The organism is Nocardioides dilutus, assembly GCF_054779555.1.
Genome location: NZ_BAAGYA010000003.1, coordinates 223,541 through 245,519 on the forward strand (window position 1 = coordinate 223,541; position 21,979 = coordinate 245,519).

22 protein-coding genes are annotated in these 21,979 nt (G+C 70.5%); 8 read left to right on the forward strand and 14 right to left on the reverse strand.

Going from position 1 to position 21,979, the window contains the following annotated elements:
- Positions 1-269 precede the first annotated feature (269 nt).
- From ACYVC6_RS16815 to ACYVC6_RS16835, 5 genes are all read right to left on the reverse strand, one after another.
- Entirely contained in the window at positions 270-1,277 is a 1,008-nt protein-coding gene (locus ACYVC6_RS16815) for a copper resistance D family protein (protein WP_460715582.1), read from the reverse strand.
- Positions 1,274-1,987: a copper resistance CopC family protein gene (locus ACYVC6_RS16820; RefSeq protein WP_460715583.1), complete on the reverse strand. Its 714-nt coding sequence runs from the start codon at positions 1,985-1,987 to the stop codon at positions 1,274-1,276. Before ACYVC6_RS16820 ends, ACYVC6_RS16815 begins: the two co-directional genes overlap by 4 nt.
- 640 nt (positions 1,988-2,627) lie before the next feature.
- Positions 2,628-2,984, reverse strand: a complete 357-nt coding sequence (locus tag ACYVC6_RS16825; protein ID WP_460715584.1) for a hypothetical protein — start codon at positions 2,982-2,984, stop codon at positions 2,628-2,630.
- Between the two features lie 41 nt (positions 2,985-3,025).
- Positions 3,026-3,427 (reverse strand): ester cyclase, encoded by a 402-nt coding sequence (locus ACYVC6_RS16830; RefSeq protein WP_460715586.1) that lies wholly within the window; start codon positions 3,425-3,427, stop codon positions 3,026-3,028.
- A 96-nt stretch (positions 3,428-3,523) separates the two neighbouring features.
- Positions 3,524-6,322 (reverse strand): helix-turn-helix transcriptional regulator, encoded by a 2,799-nt coding sequence (locus ACYVC6_RS16835; RefSeq protein ID WP_460715588.1) that lies wholly within the window; start codon positions 6,320-6,322, stop codon positions 3,524-3,526.
- Positions 6,323-6,565: 243 nt separating this feature from the next.
- On the opposite strand from ACYVC6_RS16835, the gene ACYVC6_RS16840 reads away from it, so the two are divergent.
- A complete protein-coding gene (locus tag ACYVC6_RS16840) occupies positions 6,566-6,832 on the forward strand; it encodes a hypothetical protein (protein ID WP_460715589.1) in 267 nt (88 codons plus the stop codon).
- Between the two features lie 29 nt (positions 6,833-6,861).
- Positions 6,862-7,158, forward strand: coding sequence for a putative quinol monooxygenase (locus ACYVC6_RS16845; RefSeq protein WP_460715590.1), 297 nt, complete (start codon positions 6,862-6,864; stop codon positions 7,156-7,158).
- Positions 7,159-7,229: 71 nt separating this feature from the next.
- Here the strand turns inward: ACYVC6_RS16845 and glnA are convergent, their stop codons facing one another.
- Positions 7,230-8,648: a type I glutamate--ammonia ligase gene (gene glnA / locus ACYVC6_RS16850; RefSeq protein ID WP_460715591.1), complete on the reverse strand. Its 1,419-nt coding sequence runs from the start codon at positions 8,646-8,648 to the stop codon at positions 7,230-7,232.
- Between the two features lie 209 nt (positions 8,649-8,857).
- Here glnA and ACYVC6_RS16855 point away from each other — a divergent pair, with 209 nt between their 5' ends.
- Positions 8,858-9,295 (forward strand): RDD family protein, encoded by a 438-nt coding sequence (locus tag ACYVC6_RS16855; protein WP_460715592.1) that lies wholly within the window; start codon positions 8,858-8,860, stop codon positions 9,293-9,295.
- A 209-nt stretch (positions 9,296-9,504) separates the two neighbouring features.
- Here the strand turns inward: ACYVC6_RS16855 and ACYVC6_RS16860 are convergent, their stop codons facing one another.
- Both ACYVC6_RS16860 and lipA read right to left on the reverse strand, forming a co-directional pair.
- Positions 9,505-10,254, reverse strand: coding sequence for a DUF4191 domain-containing protein (locus tag ACYVC6_RS16860; protein ID WP_460715593.1), 750 nt, complete (start codon positions 10,252-10,254; stop codon positions 9,505-9,507).
- Positions 10,255-10,298: 44 nt separating this feature from the next.
- Positions 10,299-11,252, reverse strand: coding sequence for a lipoyl synthase (gene lipA, locus ACYVC6_RS16865; protein WP_460715594.1), 954 nt, complete (start codon positions 11,250-11,252; stop codon positions 10,299-10,301).
- Positions 11,253-11,299: 47 nt separating this feature from the next.
- On the opposite strand from lipA, the gene ACYVC6_RS16870 reads away from it, so the two are divergent.
- Both ACYVC6_RS16870 and ACYVC6_RS16875 read left to right on the forward strand, forming a co-directional pair.
- A complete protein-coding gene (locus ACYVC6_RS16870; protein ID WP_460715595.1) occupies positions 11,300-11,692 on the forward strand; it encodes an ArsR/SmtB family transcription factor in 393 nt (130 codons plus the stop codon).
- Complete coding sequence (locus ACYVC6_RS16875) at positions 11,689-12,198, forward strand: SRPBCC family protein (protein ID WP_460715596.1); 510 nt, start codon at positions 11,689-11,691, stop codon at positions 12,196-12,198. Before ACYVC6_RS16870 ends, ACYVC6_RS16875 begins: the two co-directional genes overlap by 4 nt.
- A 1-nt stretch (position 12,199) precedes the next feature.
- Here ACYVC6_RS16875 and lipB read toward each other — a convergent pair whose 3' ends face one another.
- On the reverse strand, positions 12,200-12,925 hold the full coding sequence (gene lipB / locus ACYVC6_RS16880; protein ID WP_460715597.1) for a lipoyl(octanoyl) transferase LipB: 726 nt from the start codon (positions 12,923-12,925) through the stop codon (positions 12,200-12,202).
- A 10-nt stretch (positions 12,926-12,935) separates the two neighbouring features.
- Entirely contained in the window at positions 12,936-13,835 is a 900-nt protein-coding gene (locus ACYVC6_RS16885) for an alpha/beta hydrolase (RefSeq protein WP_460715598.1), read from the reverse strand.
- Between the two features lie 63 nt (positions 13,836-13,898).
- Between ACYVC6_RS16885 and ACYVC6_RS16890 the strand changes: the two genes are divergently transcribed.
- A complete protein-coding gene (locus tag ACYVC6_RS16890) occupies positions 13,899-14,423 on the forward strand; it encodes a hypothetical protein (protein ID WP_460715599.1) in 525 nt (174 codons plus the stop codon).
- Here ACYVC6_RS16890 and ACYVC6_RS16895 read toward each other — a convergent pair.
- From ACYVC6_RS16895 to lpdA, 3 genes are all read right to left on the reverse strand, one after another.
- The gene (locus tag ACYVC6_RS16895; protein WP_460715600.1) at positions 14,412-15,314 is read right to left on the reverse strand and encodes a TIGR01777 family oxidoreductase; all 903 of its coding nucleotides are present in this window, start codon (positions 15,312-15,314) and stop codon (positions 14,412-14,414) included. The two genes, ACYVC6_RS16890 and ACYVC6_RS16895, sit on opposite strands and share 12 nt — an antisense overlap.
- A gap of 129 nt (positions 15,315-15,443) precedes the next feature.
- Positions 15,444-17,288, reverse strand: coding sequence for a 2-oxoglutarate dehydrogenase, E2 component, dihydrolipoamide succinyltransferase (gene sucB, locus ACYVC6_RS16900; RefSeq protein ID WP_460715601.1), 1,845 nt, complete (start codon positions 17,286-17,288; stop codon positions 15,444-15,446).
- 47 nt (positions 17,289-17,335) lie between these two features.
- The gene (lpdA, locus tag ACYVC6_RS16905) at positions 17,336-18,721 is read right to left on the reverse strand and encodes a dihydrolipoyl dehydrogenase (protein ID WP_460715602.1); all 1,386 of its coding nucleotides are present in this window, start codon (positions 18,719-18,721) and stop codon (positions 17,336-17,338) included.
- Between the two features lie 93 nt (positions 18,722-18,814).
- Here lpdA and ACYVC6_RS16910 point away from each other — a divergent pair, with 93 nt between their 5' ends.
- Positions 18,815-19,180: a hypothetical protein gene (locus tag ACYVC6_RS16910; RefSeq protein ID WP_460715603.1), complete on the forward strand. Its 366-nt coding sequence runs from the start codon at positions 18,815-18,817 to the stop codon at positions 19,178-19,180.
- 116 nt (positions 19,181-19,296) lie between these two features.
- Here ACYVC6_RS16910 and ACYVC6_RS16915 read toward each other — a convergent pair whose 3' ends face one another.
- Positions 19,297-20,829 (reverse strand): leucyl aminopeptidase, encoded by a 1,533-nt coding sequence (locus tag ACYVC6_RS16915; protein WP_460715604.1) that lies wholly within the window; start codon positions 20,827-20,829, stop codon positions 19,297-19,299.
- A 23-nt stretch (positions 20,830-20,852) separates the two neighbouring features.
- Here ACYVC6_RS16915 and gcvT point away from each other — a divergent pair, with 23 nt between their 5' ends.
- Entirely contained in the window at positions 20,853-21,968 is a 1,116-nt protein-coding gene (gcvT, locus tag ACYVC6_RS16920) for a glycine cleavage system aminomethyltransferase GcvT (protein WP_460715605.1), read from the forward strand.
- Positions 21,969-21,979 lie beyond the last annotated feature (11 nt).

The following is a 21,979-nucleotide window of genomic DNA, read 5'->3' on the forward strand; positions in this document are numbered from 1 at the left end:
CATGTGCTTGTTAAATGCCCGGGACGTTGAGTGCTACTTGGTCGTTAAATGCTCCTCACTTTCAAGGCGGCGGAGAAAATGAGGCGACAAGCGATCGCATGTCCGTTGTCAACAGATACAGAAAAGGTGAGATCCGCTTGACTCTCACGTTGCGTTGTCGCGACAAATCCCAACGCCCTTCTACGAGCGTCCGAAAGGTCCATATCAACTGGATTGATGAGGAGAGACCGTGCCGGCCCTACCTACGGTTACCGGGACGGCGGCCAGATCTAGAGGGGACGCCCGAGCGCCGTGGCCAGCGAGACCGCGACCGCCATCACGCCGAGCTCGAGCCCGGCCCACGCGGTCAGTGGCGTGGGCTGCTGGCGCGCCACCCGGCCGACGATCGCAGCCCGGATGTAAGCCCCCGAGCAGCCCAGCACGACGATGCAGGCGAGCTTGCCCATGACGAGCCAGCCGGCGCCGGTCCCCGTCAATGCGTCGACCGCCTGTCCGAGGGACGGGGTCACGTCGCCGGTCAGCCGGGCCGCTCCCAGCAACAGGCCGCTGGCCCCGACCAGCGCGAAGCTCGCCCCGGCGACATGTGAGAACCGGGGAAGAACGACGGCCAGGGCCTGCCGGTCGATGGCGACGATCAGAGAGGTCATTGCCAGTCCGCCCACCCAGAGTGCCGCTCCGCACACGTGGAGGGCGGTGGCCGTCATCAGTAGCCACGGCTGCGCAGCCTGCGACGCGTGCCCGCTCATCGACACGGCCGTCAGGCCCGGCAGCGCGATCAGCAGGCCCAGTGCCGGCGGCAGCGACGGCCGCCGCAACCGGGCAGCGGAGTAGGCGGTCAACGCTCCCGCCGACCCGGCGCTGGTGAGCAGCGCGACACCTAGGCTGACGTCTCGGCCGTAGTCGAGCACGCCGCCGACCGGAAGCCAGAGCTGACGAAGCGAGAGCTCCGCGGCGTTGAACCAGAGGCCCAGGACCGCCGCGACCGCCCACACCGCTGCGGCGCTCACCGCCGCCGCTGAAGCACGTCGGGCCAGGGCCGGAGCGCGGTCGCGACCAGCCGCACCCAGAAGCACCGACACGAGCACGGCGCCCACGGCTCCGATCGCGGACACGTTGGCGATCCAGCGGAGCAGCGGGATCCCGGTGCGCACCACGAGCGACGGCTCGGGAATGCCGACGACCGGCTCGGGCAGCGTGACCAGGATCCCGACGGCGAGCGCGACGAGGCTCGCGCCGACGAGTGCCGAAGCATGCAGGAGCCGGGGACGATCGTTCATCGCGCATCCGCCGGGTGTCCGGTCCGGCGACGGACGGCGGCCCCGACGTACACCGCGAGCGCGGCCAGCAGCGCGATCCACAGCCACGTGGGCATCGCTGCCAGACCATGCGGCTGGTCCACGTCGAACGCCGCCATCGGGGAAACGTCGGACGCGGCGGGTTTGGTGGTCTTGGTGGACTTGGCGGGCTTGGTGGACTTCGTGGTCTTGGTGGACTTGGCGGGCTTGGCGGGCTTGGTGGACTTCGTGGACTTGGTGGTCTTGGTGGACTTGGTGGACTTGGGGGACGCGGAGAACGCAGCCCGCTGGATCCGGATTGGCACTGACCCGGTGATCGGGTGACCGTCTGCTCCGAGCACCCGGTAGTCGATCTGGTAGCGCCCGTGACGCCCCACCTCACTCATCGAGGCGGTCAGGGTGTTCCCGTCGATGCGAGCAGGACCACACGGCCAGTGGCTGCTCTTTGGTCCGGTCACCACAATGCCGTTGGCGCCGGGAAATGCCTGGATCGGCTGGTCGAAGGTGAGCACCACCTCCGAAGGGCGGGCGGCGAGCACGGAGCCGGCGCGCGGAAAGCTCTCGACCAAGTGGGCGTGCGCGGACGCCGGCGCCGATGTGAATAGCGTGGAGGTCAAGAAAGAGAGCGCGAGGATCGTTGCTGCGAACGCCGCGGCGAGGCGTTGCGATCCGCGTATTGAAGCATTCGACATTGCTTCCACCTAAGTGAGTTCCCCGAGAGTTCGCCTGGTGACTACATTTTTGTGTTCGCGAACGCTCACGACGATGGCATTTGGTTTGGCCCGAACAGCTAGCCCTTGAAGTTGAACTCTTACGGGTTGCGGTGCGGCTACGTCTGCGCATGTCCCTTGTAACAAAACGGTGAGTGAAGTTCCTCTTACGCTGGAGTTCCGGGGAATGGGGGGGCTGCAACACCCCCGTAACGCCTTGTTGGCAGTAATCCCCCTACCACCGTTGTTGGTCTGAGCACTCGACATTCGGTGTTGTGAGCGTGGCGTCATCCACCTCGAGGCCCCGAGGCCCCCGGGGAGTGGCCAACTCGGGTCGGCCGTTCAGATGTGCACCGCAGGGCCGGTGCTCGACAGCGGGCAGAAGAGGTGTGCTGGACGCCGGGAAATCCGCATCATGCGCACGATGGACAGGTCGAAGGGTCACAGCAACATCTCACCGCGGCGTCATCGTCGACGCGCCGTCGGCTGTGGTCCTTGTCTGCAGTCGTCGCGGCCGCCGGTGCGGCCGGTGCGGTCATCCTCGACGTCCTGATCCCCACGTTCGTCGTGCTCGTCGACGGCGGCGGGCCACCGCCAACGGATGACATGTCTCATGCCCTTCTCAAGGCTGAGTTCGGTTCGCGTCGAGATCGAGCACGAGGGCGGGCGCCCTGAATCCTTCTGCCAGGGCCATGCCGTAGACATCGCGGACGGCGTCACGGAACCAGCGATCGAAGGGCTCGGCCGAGGTCGCCAGTACTGTGAGCGCGATGTCGAGGTCGTCGGCCTCCAGGTGGACGATGGCGAGATCAACGCCCGGGGCGGACTGGATCCAGACCGACTCCCGGACGATGCCCGCGCGGCGCCGGGCGTCCTGGAAGGCCTCCTTACGTGCACCCGCCCAACATGAGGTGAGCGATTCGACACTCGCCCCGGTCTGATCAGGCGGCAGGAGTACGGCGAACGCGAGGCTCTGCATGCGATGTGATGACTCCGTCGCCGGCCATTCCGCGGGCAGGGCTAGGCCGGAGCGTCGGCGGGGACGACGCCGAGCTGCTGCATGAGTGACAGCATGTCCGCGACCCCCCAGTGCTCGCAGACCTGGCCGGCTCCGTCGAACCGCATGATGTCGATGAGCTGCATGTCGACGGTGCTGCCCGTGGGCGGGATTCCCATGAAGTCGCCCCGGTGGGTTCCCGTCGTCGTGACCCGGGCGACGGCCTTGTCCCCGTCGGCGACCACGTCCTCGACGTTCATGTGGAGGTCAGGGAACGCCTCCAGCAGGGCGCGGAAGAAGTCCAGCGTGCCCGCCTTGGTGGCAGGAAACCCCGGACCGCCCTGGTGCTCGACGAAGTCATCAGCGACCAGGTCGCCGAACCCTGCGATGTCTCCGGCGCTGATCAGCTCATAGGTGTTCCGCATCGTCGCAGCGTGGTCCACGATGGCCCTCCCAGTCGTCGTCTCGCAGCCTGTGTGGCTGCATGCCATCGAATGTGCAGGAGTCCGGCGTGCCCAACATCACTCGATCGAGTGATGCACCACAGCGGCGAGCTCGACCCGGTTGGACACGCCGAGCTTCCCAAACACGTGTCGCAGGTGGGTGTTCACGGTGTGCGGCGAGACGTACATCCGCCGGGCCACCGCGCCGTTCGTGAGACCCTCGGCAACGAGCAGGGACACCGCCCGCTCCGTGGTGGTGAGACTCTCCCAGCCCTCCGTGGGCCGGCGCCGCGGCCCGCGCGCGCCGGGATGGGCGCCGATGGACCGCAGCCCGGCCCGGACCCGGCCGGCCCAGGCGTCGGCGCCGGCTTGCTCGTAGCGGTCCAGTGCTTCGCGCAGCAGCGTCGCTGCCTCGTCGCTCCGGCCGCGGTGCGCCAGCAGGCTCGCCGCGTCCTCGCAGGCGCCGGCGTGCTCCACCAGGAGGGGCGCCTGGCGGGCGATCTCGACTGCCTCGATCAGAGGCTCGACATCACCGTCGACCAGTCCCCGGCAGCGCAGCGCCAGGCTCCGCACCGTGGGCACCTCGGGCGCCAGTGCCACTCCGGCCGCGACGCTGTCGGCCACCCCGGTGGCGACATCGCGGTGACCCAGGGCCAGGGCCTGGCGCACGAGGTCAGGGGCGAGACAGCGGTGGTAGAAGTGGCTCTGCCTGGCCGCATCGAAACGCCAGCACCGCAGCAACAGGTCGAAGGCCCCCTGCGGGTCGCCCTCGGCCGCAGTCAGTCCCGCCGCCGCGAACGTCAGGATCCCCGCGTTGTAGCTCAGTTGCTCTCCCTCCAGCGATCCGGTGAACCCGTCGGCCAGCTCGCGCGCGGCCCGGAGGTCTCCCATGGCCGTCGCGATGACGGTGCGATAGGCGAGCGACTGGGTCGCGAGGAGCTGGTTGCCCTTCTCCTGCGCCGCCTGGCCGCCGGCGATCAGGCCGGGCACGGCGTCGTCCCACTCGCCGATGGCGTACGACGCCTGGGCGTCGGCCATCAGGGCGTCCGAGAGCCACCATGCTGAGCCGAACTCGTCGTCCAGAGCCTCCCGGAATGCGGCCCGCGCCTCGCCGACCTGGTCACAGTCGAACAGCGCCAGGCCCAGGAAGAACTTCGGCTGCAGCGGCAGCAACCTCGCGTCGGGTGAGTCGGCCGCAAGGGTGGCGGCCCGCCGGGCATGTGTAAGCGCCTCGTCGAAGCGGGCCTGCCGCCCCACCGCCACCAGCAACGCGGTCAACGCCCACACCGACATCGCCCTGTCGCTCGCCTGCTCGGCGATGGCAAGCGCCCGGGCCGCGGCCGACTCGCCCGCTCGGGGGTCTCCGGTGTAGGTGAGGGCCCAGCTCTGCTGGGCCAGCATCAGCGCCTGTTCCGCAGGTCCGAGCCGGTCAGAGACCCGGAGGCTGGCCTCGACCACGGCGGTGACCTCGTCGGCACGGTTCTGCAGCGCCAGGGCGCCGACCAGGGCGACCCGCAACGGGCTGTCGACCTCGGCGACATGCCGCCGGGCGAGCACCGCTTCCGCTCTGGCCGACGCCTCGGCGACGTTCCCGGCACGCAGCAGCGCCTGCACCACCTCCGCCGACACGAGATCCGCGTCGCGGTGGCCGCCTGGCAGCAGCGCCTCCGCGCGGCGGAGGAGGTCGAGGGTGACGAGCGGCGCCTGTCCCGACGCCTTGCGGGCGGCGTCGCGCAGCCACCCGACGACCTGTTCGTCGCCACGCTCGGCGCCGAGCACCAGATGATCGGCCACGTCCAGGGGATCCGCGCCCGCGGTCATCAGCGCGACCGCGGCCTCGCGGTGCAGGATGCGTCGAGCCGGGGCAGGCACGTGCTGGTAGATCGCGTCGTGGACGAGCTGGTGGCGGAACACGACGCGTTCGTCGACGTCGTCGAGGAGCTGGGCGTCGAACGCCTCGCCCAGCTGCCCGGCGACGTCGGCCGGCGTGCGGTGCGCGACAGCGGCCACGTCGCGGAGCGACACCGCGTCGCCGAGCACGGCCGTGACCTGGAGCAGTTCAAGCGTCGACGCCGGCAGGTCCCGCAAGCGGCGAGTCACCAACTCGCCAAGCGCCGGCGGCAGCTCCGAGCTCGTCACCTCTATCTCGTCGGACGTGCGAGTCAAGGCCCCTTCGTCGGCCAGGGAGCGCAGCATGGCGGTTGCCCACAGCGGGTTGCCGCCGGCCTTGTCGAGCATGGCGGTCAGGCCGGGCCCGGGGGGCGCCCCGAGCTCGTGGAACGCGAGAGCCGCGACGTCGTCGGGCGTGAGCGGCTGCAGGCGCAGGGTGCGCCCGCCTCCGGCCGCCAGGTCGTCGAGCAGCCGGACCACGTCGCCCGAGAGCGGGGACGGCCGGGTGGTCACCACGGCGAGCAGGGGAGCGAGCGGCAGCTGCCGCGCAATCGACAAGATGGTCAACAGGCTCGCGGCGTCGGCCCAATGGATGTCCTCCGCGACCAGCAACACCGGGCGCTCGCCGCACGCCGTCTCCACCAGCTCGACGATCTCCTCGACGACGCGGTACTGAATGTCGCCGACGGGCCCGCGTGCGTCCTGGCCGGTCAGCGTCGCGCCGATCGCGGCGCTGCTCGGGTCGGGTGAACGCGCATTCAGCCCCAAGGCGGCAGCGACCACACCGAACGGTCGCGTTCGCTCGAAGGGATGAGCCCGGCCGCAGAACACCGCCAGTCCGCGGGATCGCGCGTCATCGACCATGCTCTGCACCAGGCGGGTCTTGCCGATGCCGGCTTCCCCCTCGATCACCAGCACACCCGCCCGGCGGTCGTCGAGCCGGTCGACTTCAGCAGCGGTGAGAGCGAGCTCGGCAGCTCGCCCCACCAGCCCCTCCGCATGCGCTCTCACAACGACCCCGCCACGCGCCGAGTCTGCTCCCGCTATCGCCGGCGGTCCAGACTGGTAGATCCGTCCCTCGGGGCAGGAAGCCCTTCTTCATCACACGATCGAGTGATGTCTTCGCCGCCGGTCGGCAGCACGATCGACCCGCGCCACCAGCTGACCCGTCGACCGCACAGGCGCGCCGTCGGCGGGACCACGAACCCAATCCGCGCAAAGGGGCGAGGCATGCCACGAATGGTCATCACCCATGAGGTCGTCGACATCGACCGCTGGCTCACGGGCAAGAACGAGCGGGCGGCAGCCATCGGGTCGGTCGGCTCGAACGTCACCGACCACGTCGCCATGGACGGCAGCAACCGCATCGCCGTGACCGCCGACATCCACGACATGGACGCCATACAGGCGCTGCTCGACTCGCCTCCGCCCGAGGTGGCCGCCCAGATGGAAGCCCACGGCGTAGTGCCGCCGCTCATCGTCTACATCGAGAAGTAGCCCGGACAGCGGCTACGAGGAGGAAGTGAATGGCCATCAAGGTGATCGTCCAGCTGAGGGCCAAGCCCAGCCGGCGCGACGAGCTCACGAACGTGCTCCAGACGCTGATGGCCGAGCTCGGGCCCGCCCTGAGGGAGAGGGGCTCCCTGGGCGGCGCCTTCTACGAGGTGCTCGACGACCCCGACACCCTGGTGGAGATCGCCGACTGGGAGACGACCGAGGCGCGCGACGCCGTCATGCGCGACCCGGCGACCGCCGAGGCCATGGCGCCGCTACTCGAACTGTTGGCCGAGCCCTTCAAGGCCACGGTCGTCCAGCTCGCTTGACCGCCGAACGACCACGTCGGCCCCGGGCGAACCCGAGGCCGACGTGAGGCAGAGATGAGCGAACGTGTCCCCTAGATGTCGTAGTAGAGCTCGAACTCGTGCGGGTGCGGGCGCAGCTGCACGGGGGCGATCTCGTTCTCGCGCTTGTAGGAGACCCACGTGTCGATCAGGTCGGGCGTGAAGACGTTGCCGACCGTCAGGAAGTCGTGGTCGTCCTCGAGGGCGTCGAGGACCGCGTTGAGCGAGGTCGGGACCTGCTCGATCTCGGCCATCTCGTCCGGCGGCAGCTCGTAGATGTCCTTGTCGATCGGCGCGGCCGGCTCGATCTTGTTCTTGATGCCGTCGACACCGGCGAGCATGAGGGCCGAGAACGCGAGGTAGGGGTTCGCCGACGGGTCGGGGAACCGGGTCTCGATGCGCTTGGCCTTCGGGTTGGAGCCGGTGATCGGGATCCGGACCGAGGCGGACCGGTTGCGCGAGGAGTAGACCAGCGAGATCGGCGCCTCGAAGCCCGGCACCAGGCGGTGGTAGGAGTTCACCGTCGGGTTGGTGAACGCCAGCAGGGCCGGTGCGTGCTTGAGGATGCCGCCGATGTACCAGCGGGCGATGTCGGACAGGCCGCCGTAGCCGGTCTCGTCGTAGAACAGCGGCTCGCCGCCGGACCACAGCGACTGGTGGACGTGCATGCCCGAGCCGTTGTCACCGAAGATCGGCTTGGGCATGAAGGTGACCGACTTGCCGGCCTCCCAGGCGGTGTTCTTGATGAGGTACTTGAACTTCATCACGTCGTCGGCGGCCTTGAGCAGTGTGTCGAAGCGGTAGTTGATCTCCGCCTGCCCGGCGGTGCCGACCTCGTGGTGGGACCGCTCGACGAGCAGGCCGCAGGCCTCGAGGTTCTTGACCATGGCGTCGCGCAGGTCGCCGTAGTGGTCGTAGGGAGAGACCGGGAAGTAGCCGCCCTTGAAGCGGGTCTTGTAGCCGCGGTTGTCGTGCTCCGAGCCCGAGTTCCACCAGCCCTCGACGGAGTCGATGTGGTAGTAGCCCTCGTTGGCGCCGGTGGAGTAGCGGACCGAGTCGAAGATGTAGAACTCGGCCTCGGGGGCGAAGTAGGCGGTGTCGGCGATGCCGGTCGTGCCGAGGTAGGCGAGCGCCTTGCGGGCGATGTTTCGGGGGTCGCGCGAGTAGGCCTCACCGGTGATCGGGTCGTGGATGAAGAAGCTCACGTTGAGCGTCTTGGCGGTCCGGAACGGGTCAAGGAACGCCGTGGTCGGGTCCGGGAACAGCGCCATGTCGGACTCGTTGATGGCCTGGAAGCCGCGGATCGACGATCCGTCGAAGGCGAGCCCGTTGTCGAAGACGTCCTGGCCGAACGACGACACCGGGACGGTGAAGTGCTGCTCGATGCCGGGCAGGTCGACGAAGCGGACGTCGACCATCTCGATGCCCTCGTCCTTGACGTACTTGAGCAGCTCGTCGCTGTTGCTGAACATTCATCCTCCTTGGCTGTACGCCGGACGCGGAGCCACGCTCCTGCGCCCGCACACAGCCGGAAAGTTCTCGGGGTGGAACGCCCGACGCGGCGTTGCGCCGGGGTCTGTCCGCCATCCAAGGCGGTGGCAGTTTCTCGACCGTATCGCGATTGTTTCGGGGATGTAACAGGTGTCCGAGGCCGCGGACGACGGTCGCTACCCTGACCTGCGTGCCCGGCCCCGACGACTCACCCGACATCGGATTCGAGACCGCGTCGTGGGGCCGGCGGATCCTCGCCCTGTTCGTCGACTGGGTGGCCAGCACCCTCGCCGTGGTCGCCGTCATCGGCCTCGAGGACTACACCGAGGCAGGCAACGCCAGCGGCTTCATCGTGCTGGGAGTCTTCGTCGTGGAGTCTGCGGTGGGCACCGCGCTGGTCGGTGGCTCGTTCGGCCAGCTCGTCACCCGACTGCGCGTCGTACCCGTCGACGGTTCACCGCGCAACATCGACCCGCTGCGCGCCCTCGCGCGCCAGGCGCTGATCGCGCTGGTCATCCCGCCCCTGGTCTACCGGGCCGACGGGCGTGGGCTGCACGACATCGCGGCCGGCTCGGTCACCGTCACACTGCAGACCTTCCGGGCGCGCAGGGGGCTGTCGACGCGCTGAGGTCCGCGGTCCCGGGACCGCCGGGCCCAACATCCCGGAAGAGAGGGGACCTGCGTCGCTGGTGACCCCGGCCGCCGGGCGTCAGGCTGGAGCCTCCAGACCTCGGCCGCAGGGCCCATGAACGGGTACGAGAAGCGGTCACCACAGGACGGTCCTGGAGAGCCTCGTCCGGACGTGCGGCTCTCCAGGGCCGATGCCTGACAGCAGGTTCAGCGACCGCGCAGGTTGCCGCGCATGCCCTTCATGCTGGTCGGCACCGGTCCCTTGGGGATGGGGAGGTTGGTGCGCTGGGCGTCGAGCGCCTTGAGCCGGTTGATGACGTCGGTGAGTTCGGCGCCCTTGACCTGCCGGCCGAGCTTCTGCACGTGGCGGACCAGCTTGGGGAGGGGCACCTCGCCCTCGCCGTTGCCGCACATGACTTCGTGGATCGGGGTCTCGGCGGCGACCCGCTCGTGCTTGCGGCGCTCGGTGGCCATCAGCTGGCGCAGCCGGTTGGGGTTGCCCTCGCCGATCAGCACGATGCCGGGCGGGCCCACCACCCGGTGCAGGATGTCCTGCTGCTTGGTGAACGCGATCGCCGGGTCGGTCTTCCAACCCCGGCGCAGCATCCGCAGCGCGGCCGCGGCGGCGCCCGGCTGTCCCTCCATCTGGCTGTAGGCCGCGCTCTGGGCGCGTCTGCCGAAGATGAGGAGTGCTGCCAGTACGCCGGTCATCAGGCCACCGACAACGGCCATGATCCACTCGATGGTGCCGCCGCCGGGCAGCACCTTGAAGATCACGAAGCCCAGGGCGCCGACGACCAGGAAGGCGACCAGCAGGATCAGCCCGATCCACCGGTCCGACTTCTTGGTCATCCGGTAGGTCTCGATGAACTGCCGCGTGCGGCTCATCTCCGCAGCGGCGGTCGGGGAGACGGGGGCGGCGTCAGCGGCCGCCTTCTTGCGGGCGTTCCTGGCCATACGCGTGCGTGCTGCCTATCTGTGGTCTGCCGTGGATGGGAGAGTCAGGCGGAGGCGCCCTGGCGGGCGTCCATCGCCTGACGGTACAGGCGACCGGCGCGGTAGGACGAACGCACCAGCGGGCCGGACAGGACGCCGGCGAAGCCGACCTCCTCGGCCTCGGCTGCCAGCTCGACGAACTCCTCGGGCTTGACCCAGCGCTCCACGGGGTGATGACGCGCCGAGGGGCGGAGATACTGGGTGATCGTCACCAGCTCGGTGCCGGCCGCGTGCAGGTCGCGCAGCGCCTGGGACACCTCCTCGCGAGTCTCACCCATGCCGAGGATCAGGTTGGACTTGGTCACCAGGCCGAAGTCGCGGGCCTGGGTCAGCACGTCCAGAGACCGGTCGTAGCGGAACGCCGGCCGGATCCGCTTGAAGATCCGCGGCACCGTCTCGACGTTGTGGGCCAGCACCTCGGGGCGCGACTCGAACACCTCGGCCAACAGGTCCGGCTTGCCGTTGAAGTCGGGGATGAGGTTCTCGACGCCGGTGCCGGGGTTGAGCTCGTGGATGGCGCGGACCGTCTCGGCGTAGAGCCACGCGCCGCCGTCGGGCAGGTCGTCACGGGCGACGCCGGTGATCGTGGCGTAGCGCAGCTCCATGGTCCGCACCGACTCGGCGACCCGGCGCGGCTCGTCGCGATCCAGTGGCTCCGGCTTGCCGGTGTCGATCTGGCAGAAGTCGCAGCGGCGGGTGCACTGGTCGCCGCCGATGAGGAACGTCGCCTCGCGGTCCTCCCAGCACTCGAAGATGTTGGGGCAGGCCGCCTCCTGGCAGACCGTGTGCAGGCCTTCGGACTTCACCAGGTTCTGCAGGTGCTTGTATTCCGGGCCCATCTTCGCCCGCGTCTTGATCCACTCCGGCTTGCGTTCGATCGGGGTCTCGGCGTTGCGGACCTCGAGCCGGAGCAGCTTGCGACCGGCCGGTGCAGTGGGGGAGTCGGGGGCGGCGCTCACAAGCATCGAGCGTACGCCGTGGGCCCACGCCACCGGGATTCGCGGGCTTGCGCAATTGGTATCCGAATGGTTACCTATCTGATGTCGACATCTTCGGGGCGATCGCGGACCCGGTCCGTCGCTCGCTCCTGGCCGACCTGGTCGTCGGGCCTCGGCGCGTGGTCGACCTCGCCGCGGACCGGTCGATCAGCCGGCCGGCCGTCAGCAAGCACCTGAGGCTGCTGCTCGAGGCGGGCGCGGTCACCGTCACCGACCGCGGTCGGGAGCGCTACTACGCGCTCGAGCGCACCGCGATGACACCCGTGCTGTCGTACGCCGCGGGGCTGGCGTCGCGGCCGATCGCCGACAACGCCCTCGACGCGCTCGAGACAGAGGTCCACAGGACGACCCGCGAGCGGCGAACCCGCTCGACCCAGCAACCGACAGAGGAGACGGCATGAGCACCCCGGCAGACGTCCGACCCACCGGCACCATCGAGCTGAGGGATGGCCGGCACGTCCTCGTCCAGACCCGCGAGTTCCGGGCGCCGATCGAGGACGTCTGGGCCGCCGTGACCGAGCCCGACCGGCTCGCGCGCTGGATCGGCTCGTGGACCGGCGACCCGGAGTCGGGCAGCGTCCGGTTCCAGATGCTGTTCGAAGAGGACCAGCCCGGCGAGACGATGACGATCCGGGTCTGTGAGCCGCCGCACCGGCTGCACCTGACCTCGCAGGCGGGCGACGAGGTGTGGCTCCTCGACGTGGACCTGACCCACGCCGACGGTGTCACCACGCTGACCTTGTCGCAGCCCGGGGTGACCGCCGAGCAGGCGTCCGGAGTGGGGCCCGGGTGGGAGTACTACCTCGACCGCCTCGTCGCCGCCGAGACCGGTGCCGACCCCGCTGCGCGGGACTTCGAGCGCGACTACTACCCGGCCATGTCCGACTACTACCGCGGCCAGTTCTGAGTCAGGGCGTCAGGACCTCGACGCGCGGGCCACGGCCCGGCTCGGGCCGCGCCTCGTAGTCCTTCGTGGCGGCGTACGGCGCCCAGGCGAGCAGCTCGGTGAGGTGGCGCTGGAGGACCGGCAGCACCTCGGTCACCGGGACGTCCCGGCCCAGCTCCCGCGACAAGGTCGTGACGCCGGCGTCGGCGATGCCGCACGGGACGAACCGGTCGTACCAGCCCAGGTCCACGTCGCAGTTGAGCGCGATCCCGTGCATCGTCACGCCGCGGCTGACCCGCAGTCCGATCGCGCCGATCTTGCGCTCGGGGCCTCGGTCGTCCGCCCGGAGCCAGGCGCCGCTGCGCCCCGGGATGCGGGCGGTGGTGACGCCGAAGTCACGGCAGGTCGCGATCATCGCCTCCTCGAGACGCCGGACGAAGTCCACGACCAGCACGTGCTCGGGCAGCCGGACGATCGGGTAGGCCACGACCTGCCCGGGCCCGTGGAAGGTGATCTTGCCGCCGCGGTCGACCTCGATCACCGGGGCGCCGCCGGAGTCGCTGGGGCGCTCGTGCGGTTCGGTGCGCTTGCCGGCGGTGTAGGTCGGCGGGTGCTCGAGCAGCAGCACCGTGTCCGGCCGCTCGCCGTCGACGACCTCCTGGTGCACCCGTCGCTGCAGCTCCCAGGCCTCGAGGTAGTCGACGGCTCGGTCGCCGAGGCCGACGACCTCGAACTGCGGGGTGCTCACCTGATCGAGGCTACCGCTCGCCCGCGAGATGGCCGCCCAGGAACTCGAGCTCCGCCGGCATCATCCGTCGCCAGTAGTCCGGGTCGTGCGCCCCCGGCTCGAAGGTGCCCACCACGCCGGCGCCGGCCGGGAATCCGTCGACGTAGTCCTCGACCGCTCGGTAGAACTGGTCACCGGTGCCGCAGTCGATCCGGACCGGGATGCCGCCGAGGTCCTCCTGGTGGCCCTGCACGGTGAACCGTTCGTACTCCGCGGCGTTCGCGAACCCGGACCTCGACGCGTCCTCCGGGTCGGACCACATCGCCGGGCTGACGGCACAGACTGCCGCCACCCGATCCGGTCCCAGGAGGCCGCCCAGCCGCAGCGCGCCGTACCCGCCCATCGACCAGCCGAGCAGCCCGATCCGGTGGGTCGGCCCGGCGCGCAGGCCACGCTCGGCGAGCATCGGCAGGAACTCCTCGACCACCATGGCGCCGGCGTCCTCGCCGCTCGGCCGCTCGTGCCAGTAGGACTGGCCGCCGTCGACCGTGCCCACCGCGAACGGCGCACCGCCGCGCTCGACGTGGTCCTCCAGGAACCGCTCGATCCGGAACCTCGGCCCCACGAGCGAGCGGTGGTCGCTGCCGCGACCGTGCAGCGCGACGACGACCGGGAGCCCGGCCGGCGCACCGAGCGGGGTAACGACCGAAAACCCGGTCTCGAGGCCGCCGCGGCGCTCGGAGACGAACGACCCGTGCTCGACGTGCGCGGGCTCGACGTCGGGCACCTTGCCGGCCTCACCGTTGAGACCGAGCAGCGACTGCGCCTGCGGCCGTCCGGGCAGCACCCCCTCGTAGACCCCGGCCGCGGTCGCGGCTCCCGCACCCAGCACGCCTGCGACGCCGAGGAGCACGGCGCGGCGGGACGGCATCCGTCCAGTCTGCCTGTGGATGACCAGCCCCCTCGGCAGCCGCTCCCGGGTAGGACTGGGGACATGACCTCGCACCGCGCCGCCCCCGGGCTGCTCATCGCGGTCCTGGTCGCGGTCGCCCTCGCGTCCATCGCGACGACGGTGCTGGGGCTCCGCCGTGACCCGGCGCCGCAGGTCGACCATGCATCGGAGCCGAAGTCGACGACCCAGCAACGGCCGGAGGTGGAGGCCGCCGCCGTGCTGGCCGCCTGGGACGCCGACCGCTCAGCGGCCTGGGCAGCGGGAGACGTACGCCGCCTGCGCTCGCTCTACACGCCCGGCTCGGTCGCGGGGGAGCGCGACATCGCCATGCTGCGTCGCTGGCTCGAGCGCGGACTGATCGTCACCGACCTGCGTACGCAGGTGCTCGCCCTGCGCGAGCTGCGCCGTTCCTCCGACCACTGGGTCCTCGAGGTCACTGACCGGCTCGTCGACGGCCTGGCCCGTGATGGGACGACGACTCGGCGTCTCCCTGCCGACTCGGCCACCACTCGGACGGTCGCGCTACGGCTGGTGGGCGGCCGCTGGCTGGTCAGCTCAGTCCGTTGAGGCGAGCCCGACCCGGAGCACCTCGGCGACGTTGCGGTCCTTGAACTCGTAGCCGGCGGCTTCGAGGGCGGCTGGGCGGGCGTTGATGGAGTTCAGCAGCTCGGGCGCCGCCGCACCCGCCGCGAGACGGATCACCGGGGCGGGGGCGACCAGGAAGGCGGGACGACCGAGCTGGCGGGCCAGCTCCTTGGTGAACTCGCCGTTCGTGGGGGTCTGAGGACAGACCAGGTTGAACGGGCCGCCGGTGGTCTCGTGCTCCGCGAGGTGGATCACAGCGCCGAGCCAGTCGCGCAGCGAGATCATCGGCATGTACTGCCGCCCGTCACCGAGCCGGGTCCCGAGCCCGGCGAGCGTCAGGCCACGCAGCAGCCTCAGCGTGAGTCCTCGTCGGTCCATCACCGGCGAGGTGCGCAGGATGCACACCCGCGCCCCGGCCTCGGCAGCCGGTTCCGTGGCGGCCTGCCAGTCCCGGCACACACGCGTGAACAGCGCCTCGCCCCTGGTGTCACTCGTCTCGTCCACCACCGCGCTTCCGTGGTCGCCGTAGTAGCTGGACCCGTTGCCGGCCAGGAAAGCCGGGCGCCGATCAGAGGTCGCGATGGCCTCGGCAAGGGTCGCGGTGGTGCGCACCCTGCTCTCCCGCAGGTCGCGTGACCACTTGTCGGAGTGCACGTTGCCGGCGAGGGACGTGCCGGCGAGGTTGACCACCACGTCCGCGGTCTCGATGACCTCCCGGTCGTAGGTGCCGGCGTAGGGGTCCCAGGTCGACTCGTCCGGCGCCGAGGTCGGACGCCGGACGAGCCCGACCACCGAGTGGCCGCGCTCGACCAGAGCGTCCGTCAGGGCACCGCCGAGGAAACCGGAGGAGCCGGCGATCAGAAACCTCACCACGTCAGTCCCAGCCTCCCTCGCCTGGTTTCGAGACGGCTGGACGCAGCTTCCTCGGAAGCTCGGAACCTGCGCGCAGCCTCCTCAACCTATTCGCTACTGACTCCTGCTCCTTCGTCGCAGGAGTCAGGCTCAAACCTCGAACTGACCACCTTCGAGCCGCTTCTTGACGTCCTGGAGGAAGCGGCCCGCGTCCGCACCGTCGACGAGGCGGTGGTCGTAGGTCAGCGCCAGGTAGACCATGTAGCGCACCGCGATCGTCTCGCCGAGGTTGGGGTCGTCGATCACGACCGGGCGCTTCACCACCGTGCCGGGACCGAGGATCGCGACCTGGGGCTTGTTGATGATCGGGGTGTCCCACAAGGCTCCGACGCTGCCCAGGTTGGTGATCGTGAAGGTGCCGCCGGCGAGCTCGTCGGGACCGATCTTGTTGGTCCGGGTGCGCTCGGCGACGTCGGCGATCTTCTTCGCCAGTCCGGCGATCGAGAGGTCACCCGCGTCCTTGACGACCGGCGTCAGCAGGCCCTTCTCGGTGTCCACGGCGAACGCGAGGTTCTCGCGGTCGTAGTAGGTGATCTCGCCGGCCTCGGTGTCGATGGTCGCGTTGAGCTTGGGGTGCTCCTTGAGCGCGTCGATCGCCGCCTTGGCGAAGAACGGCAGGTAGCTGAGCTTGACGCCCTCGCGTGCCAGGAACGCGTCCTTCTCGGCGTCCCGCAGCCGCGCGACGTTGGTGACGTCGACCTCGACGACCTGGGTGAGCTGGGCCGAGGTCTGCAGCGAGTCCACCATCCGCTCGGCGATGATCCTGCGCAGCCGGGAGACCTTCTCGGTGGTCCCGCGCAGTGGGGACGGCGACGGCGCGGCGGCCGGCGCGGGCTGTCCGGTCGAGGTCGGGGGAGCCACGGCCGGCGCCTCCGCGGCCTTGGCCGCCTCGAGGACGTCCTGCTTGCGGATCCGGCCGCCCACCCCGGTGCCGGTCACCGACGCGAGGTCGACACCGTGCTGGGACGCGAGCTTGCGTACCAGCGGGGTGACGTAGCCGGGGCCGTCGTCACCCGGCTCCGCGGCCGGCGGCGCGGCGTGCGCGGGTGCCTTGGCGGGTTCAGGCGCCTTCTCCTGCTTGGCCTCGGGTGCCGGCTTCGGCTCGGGCTCCGGCTTCGGCTCGGGCTCCTTCTCCGCCTCGGGCTCGGGCGCCTCCTCCTGCTTGGCCTCCGGCTCGGGCTCCGGCGCCTTCTCGGGCTCCGGCGCCTTCTCCTGCTCGGCCTCCGGCTCGGGCTCCGGCTGCTTGGCGGCCGGTGCCGCGTCACCCGACCCGACGACGGCGAGCTCGGCGCCCACCTCGACGGTCTCGTCCTCCTGGACCTTGATCTCGAGGAGCTTGCCCGCGACTGGAGACGGGATCTCGGTATCGACCTTGTCGGTGGAGACCTCGAGCAGCGGCTCGTCGACGGCCACGTCGTCACCGACCTGCTTGAGCCAGCGGGTCACGGTGCCCTCGGTGACCGACTCACCCAGGGCAGGCAGCGTCACCGGAGTGCCGCCGCCAGAGCCGTCGGACGACGGTGCGGACTGCTCCGGCTGGGGCGCCTCCTCGGCGGCCGGCTCGGGCTCGGGCTCCGGCTCGGGCTCCGGCTCGGGCTCCGGCTCCGGTTCTGGCTCCTTCTCAGCCTCCGGCTCGGGCGCGGCCTCCGCCTCGCCGCCACTGTCATCGCCACCGGCGTCGGACCCGCCCGACTCGTTGGAGTCACCGATCATCGCGAGCACGGCACCGACCTCGACGGTCTCGTCCTCCTCCGCCTTGATCTCCAGCAGCGTGCCGGCGACCGGGGACGGGATCTCGGTGTCGACCTTGTCGGTGGACACCTCCAGCAGCGGCTCGTCGACCGCGACCTCGTCGCCCACGGACTTCAGCCAGCGGGTGACGGTGCCCTCGGTGACGGACTCGCCCAGTGCCGGGAGGGTGACTTCGGTGGCCATGGAGCTCCTTGCTCTCTTGTCAGGGGGGTGGTCAGTGGTTCACGTGGTCAGGAATGCGCGTGCAGGGGTTTGCCGGCCAACGCCAGGTGAGCCTCACCGAGCGCCTCGTTCTGGGTGGGGTGCGCGTGGACGAGCGGCGCGACGTCCTCGGCGTGCGCCTCCCAGCCGTAGATGAGCTGTGCCTCGCCGATCAGCTCGCCCACTCGGTCGCCGACGAGGTGGATGCCGACGACCGGGCCGCCGCGCTGCCGCACCAGCTTGACGAAGCCCTGCGTCTTGAGGATCTGGCTCTTGCCGTTGCCGCCGAGGTCGTAGGTCAGCGTCTCGATGGCCTCCGCGCCGTGCGTCTCCGCCGCCTGGGCCTCGGTCAGACCGACCGACGCCACCTCGGGTCGGCAGTAGGTCACCCGTGGGATCGCAGTCTCGTCGATGGTCGCGGGCGCGAGGCCGGCGATCTCCTCGGCCACGAAGATGCCCTGCTGGAAGCCGCGGTGCGCCAGCTGGAGGCCCGGGACGATGTCGCCCACGGCCCACACGTTCTCGACTCCGGTGCGGCACCTCTCGTCGGTGACCACGAAGCCGCGGTCCATGCGTATGCCTTGCTCCTCGTAACCCAGACCGTCGGTCGACGGTCCTCGGCCGACGGCCACCAGCAGCAGCTCAGCCTCCAACACGTCCCCGCCCTCGACGGTCACGGCGACCCCGTCGTCGGTGGCCTTCGCGCTCTGGAAGGGCGTCGAGGTGCGCATCGCGATCTTGCGCTTCCGGAAGGCGCGTTCCAGGGCCTTGGACGACGCCTCGTCCTCCAGCGGCACCAGCCGCGGCAGCGCCTCCACGATGGTCACCTCGGCGCCGAAGCTGCGCCACACGCTCGCGAACTCGCAACCGATGACCCCTCCGCCGAGCACGATCACCGACGCAGGGACCCGGTCGAGCCGCAGCGCGTGCTCGGAGGTGATGACGCGTTCCCCGTCGATGTCGAGACCCGGCAGCGTCTTGGCGTAGGAGCCGCTCGCCAGGACCACGTGGCTGCCGGAGTAGGTCCGCTCGCCGGACTCGCCGGCAACCGTGACCTCCCGCGGGCCGCTCAGTCGCCCGCGCCCCTCGACCACGGTGATGCCGCGGCCCTTGATGAGGCCGGTGAGGCCCTTGTGGAGCCGGGACACAACGCCGTCGGCGTAGGCGTTGACGCCGGGCACGTCGATCCCCTCCAGCGTCGCGTTGACCCCGAACTCGGACGCCTCCCGCGCACTGTCGGCGACCTCGGCCGCGTGCAGCAGCGCCTTCGTCGGGATGCACCCGACGTGCAGGCAGGTCCCTCCGACCTTGTCCCGCTCCACCAGCCCGACGCTCAGTCCGAGCTGCGCGGCGCGCAGCGCGCACGCGTAGCCTCCGGACCCGGCCCCGAGGACGAGTACGTCGAAGTCGGCCATTCACCCATCCTTGCACTACACGCGAGGGCTTCGCGCCCGTGGACCCCCGGTGACATCAGGCATCGCTCAGTGCCACAAGGCACACTTGTCGCCATGTCGTGGATGGACCGCTTCCGGCGCAGCCCCGGGACCAAGCTGAGCCGCCCGAAGGGCGACACCCTCCGGACCGGCTCCACCCGGGTGCGGGCCTCGGACGGCGTCGACAAGGACCACCTGCACTCGTGGGTCGTCGAGCGGAAGGGTGTGGAGGGATTCGTCGAGCCGCGCACCGCGGTCAGCGACGTGACCCTCTTGCTCGTCGCCCACGACGGCGAGTGGACCCGGCGGCGGGTGCCGTCCGTGGACTGGGCCCACACGTTCTGCAACAAGCACCAGATCCCGTCCTACGACGCCGCGGTCGTGGGTATCCCGCAGCGGATGCGGGACTTCAACCGCAGGAAGAAGCAGCAGGGTCTCTGATCGCTGGTCGAGGTGCGAAGAGCGCCAGCGACGAGCCTCGAGACCTCCGCAGGGATGGCACCAGGTCGCGTCCCAGCAACGGCTTGCGTGGTTTCGAGGCTCGCTGCGCTCGCACCTCAACCAGCGTCGGTGGCCAACGACCTCGCGTAGTCGACGAGCGTCGCGACCGCCCAGCCGGTGCCGCCGAACGTGACGTGACCCGACGGCCCGCCGGAGTTCCAGGCCGGGCCGGCGATGTCCAGGTGTGCCCAGGGCAGGCCGCCGGTGAACTCGCGCAGGAACGCCGCGGCGAAGAGACCACCGCCCCAGCGGATCCAGTCGTGCTGGGAGAGGTCGGCGATCTTGCTGGAGCGGATCCGCTCGTCCATGACCTCGGGGATCGGCATGTGCCAGTGCGCCTCGCCCGCCGTCTCGGACGCGGCGAGCACCGCCTCGACGACCTCGTCGGAGCCCATCACGCCGGCGACCTTGTCGCCGAGCGCGACGACCATGTGGCCGGTCAGGGTCGCCACGTCCAGGATCACGTCCGGCTCGACCTCGGTGGCCCGCACCAGCGCGTCACCCAGGATCAGGCGCCCCTCGGCGTCGGTGTTGAGCACCTCGACGGTCGTGCCGCGATACATCGTCAGCACGTCACCGGGGCGGACCGAGGAGCCCGACACCATGTTCTCCGCCATCGGCACGAACGTGCTGACCTTGAGTGGGAGCTTGAGCCGGGCGATCGCGCAGGTCGCCTGGACGACCGCGGCGGCGCCGGCCATGTCGGACTTCATCTCGTTCATCGAGGCCGCCGGCTTGATGGTCAGGCCGCCGGAGTCGAAGGTGACGCCCTTGCCGACCAGCGCGAGGTGGGCCACGGGCTTGGCAGGCGCATAGGTCAGCTCGACCAGGCGCGGCGGGGCGTCCGAGCCGTTGCCGACGCCCAGGATGCCGCCACAGCCCATCGCGAGCAGCTCCTTCTCGTCGATCACCCGCGCGCTGACCTTGCGGGCGCCGCGGCCCTTGGACGTCTCCTTGGCCGCCTCGACCACCGCGTCGGCGAACGCCGGGGGTGTGAAGTCACCGGGTGGGGTGTTGACCCAGTCGCGGGCCCGGGAGACGGCCTCGGCGACGACCTGGGCCTCGTCGGCCACCGTCTGCATCTCGGCGCGGCGCGCGCCCGAGGTCACCACCACGACCTCACCCGGGTGCCCCTGCGCGTCGTCGTCCGGCGCCGGCTTCTTGTACGTCGTGTAGGTGTAGCCGCCCAGGGCGTAGCCCTCGACGACGGCGCGGAGCTGCTCCGGGGACTCAGCGGGAAGCGCGAGCGCCACCGAGGCGGCGTTGGTGACCGCCCGGGCGGCCGCGCCGGCGGCCCGGCGTACCGCTTGGGACGGGACGGCCCCACCCCGGGCGGGCTTGCCGAGTCCCACGAACACGACCAGCCCGGCCTTCGTCGCGGCACCGCCGGGCACCCGGACCACCTCGCCGGCCTTGCCCGTCGCACCGAAGGTCACCAGCAGGGGACGCAGCTTGCGGCCGAAGGCCTTGGCCACCTCCTCGCCGCCCTCGGCGACGACGGCGCCCTTGGCCGTCGACACCAGCCCGACGACGACGGCGTCGCAACGGATCTTGGCCGGGTTGGCGTTTCGCAGCGTGTACGAGGGCACCCGGCCACACTAGGGTCCGAATCATGAGCGCGGGCAAGCAGTCGCCGTTGCACGAGCGCCACGAGGCGCTGGGTGCGAAGTTCGCGGAGTTCGGCGGTTGGTCGATGCCGCTCGAATACCCCTCCGGAGTCGTCAAGGAGCACACCGCGGTCCGGGAGGCGGTGGGCATCTTCGACGTCAGCCACCTCGGCAAGGCGGTGGTGGCGGGTCCGGGTGCTGCCGACTACGTCAACGCCACGCTGACCAACGACCTGCGCAAGATCGGGCACGGCCAGGCGCAGTACACCCTCTGCTGCGACCCGGAGACCGGGGGGATCGTCGACGACCTGATCGCCTACCTCCACACCGACGAACGGGTGCTCCTGGTCCCCAACGCCGCCAACACCGCCGAGGTGGTCAGGCGCCTGGCGGAGTCGGCACCGGAGGGCGTCACGGTGGCCGACCACCACGACGACTACGCCGTGCTCGCCGTCCAGGGGACCAGGTCCGACGAGGTGCTGGAGGCCGTTGGGCTGCCGACCGGGCACGACTACATGTCCTTCGTCGAGGCCGAGGTGCCCGGCGTCGACGACGGAGTCGGCGTGGTCGTGTGCCGCACCGGCTACACCGGAGAGCGCGGCTACGAGCTGATCGCGGCCAACGACGTGGCGACGACCCTGTGGGACGCGCTGATGGCGGCCGGTGCCGACCTCGGCATGCTGCCCTGCGGCCTCGGCGCGCGCGACACCCTGCGGACCGAGATGGGCTACCCGCTGCACGGCCAGGACATCTCGCTGGACGTCACGCCCAACCAGGCCCGGCTCGGGTGGGCCGTGGGCTGGGGCAAGGCGGAGTTCTGGGGGCGCGACGCGCTGCTGCGCGAGAAGGAGGCCGGTCCCGACCGCATCCTGCGTGGGATCGTCGCGACCGGCCGCGCGATCCCCCGTCCGCACATGAGCGTGAGCCTCACCCACGACCTCATGGTCGGCGAGGTCACCTCGGGCACCTTCTCGCCGACGCTGAAGAAGGGCGTCGGTCTCGCGCTCATCTCCTCGCAGGTCGCCCCCGACGCCGAGGTCGGTGTCGACGTGCGTGGCCGCCGCGAGATCTTCCAGGTCACCAAACCGCCGTTCGTGGACCCGTCCACCCGCGAGTCGTGACCGGCTCGCAC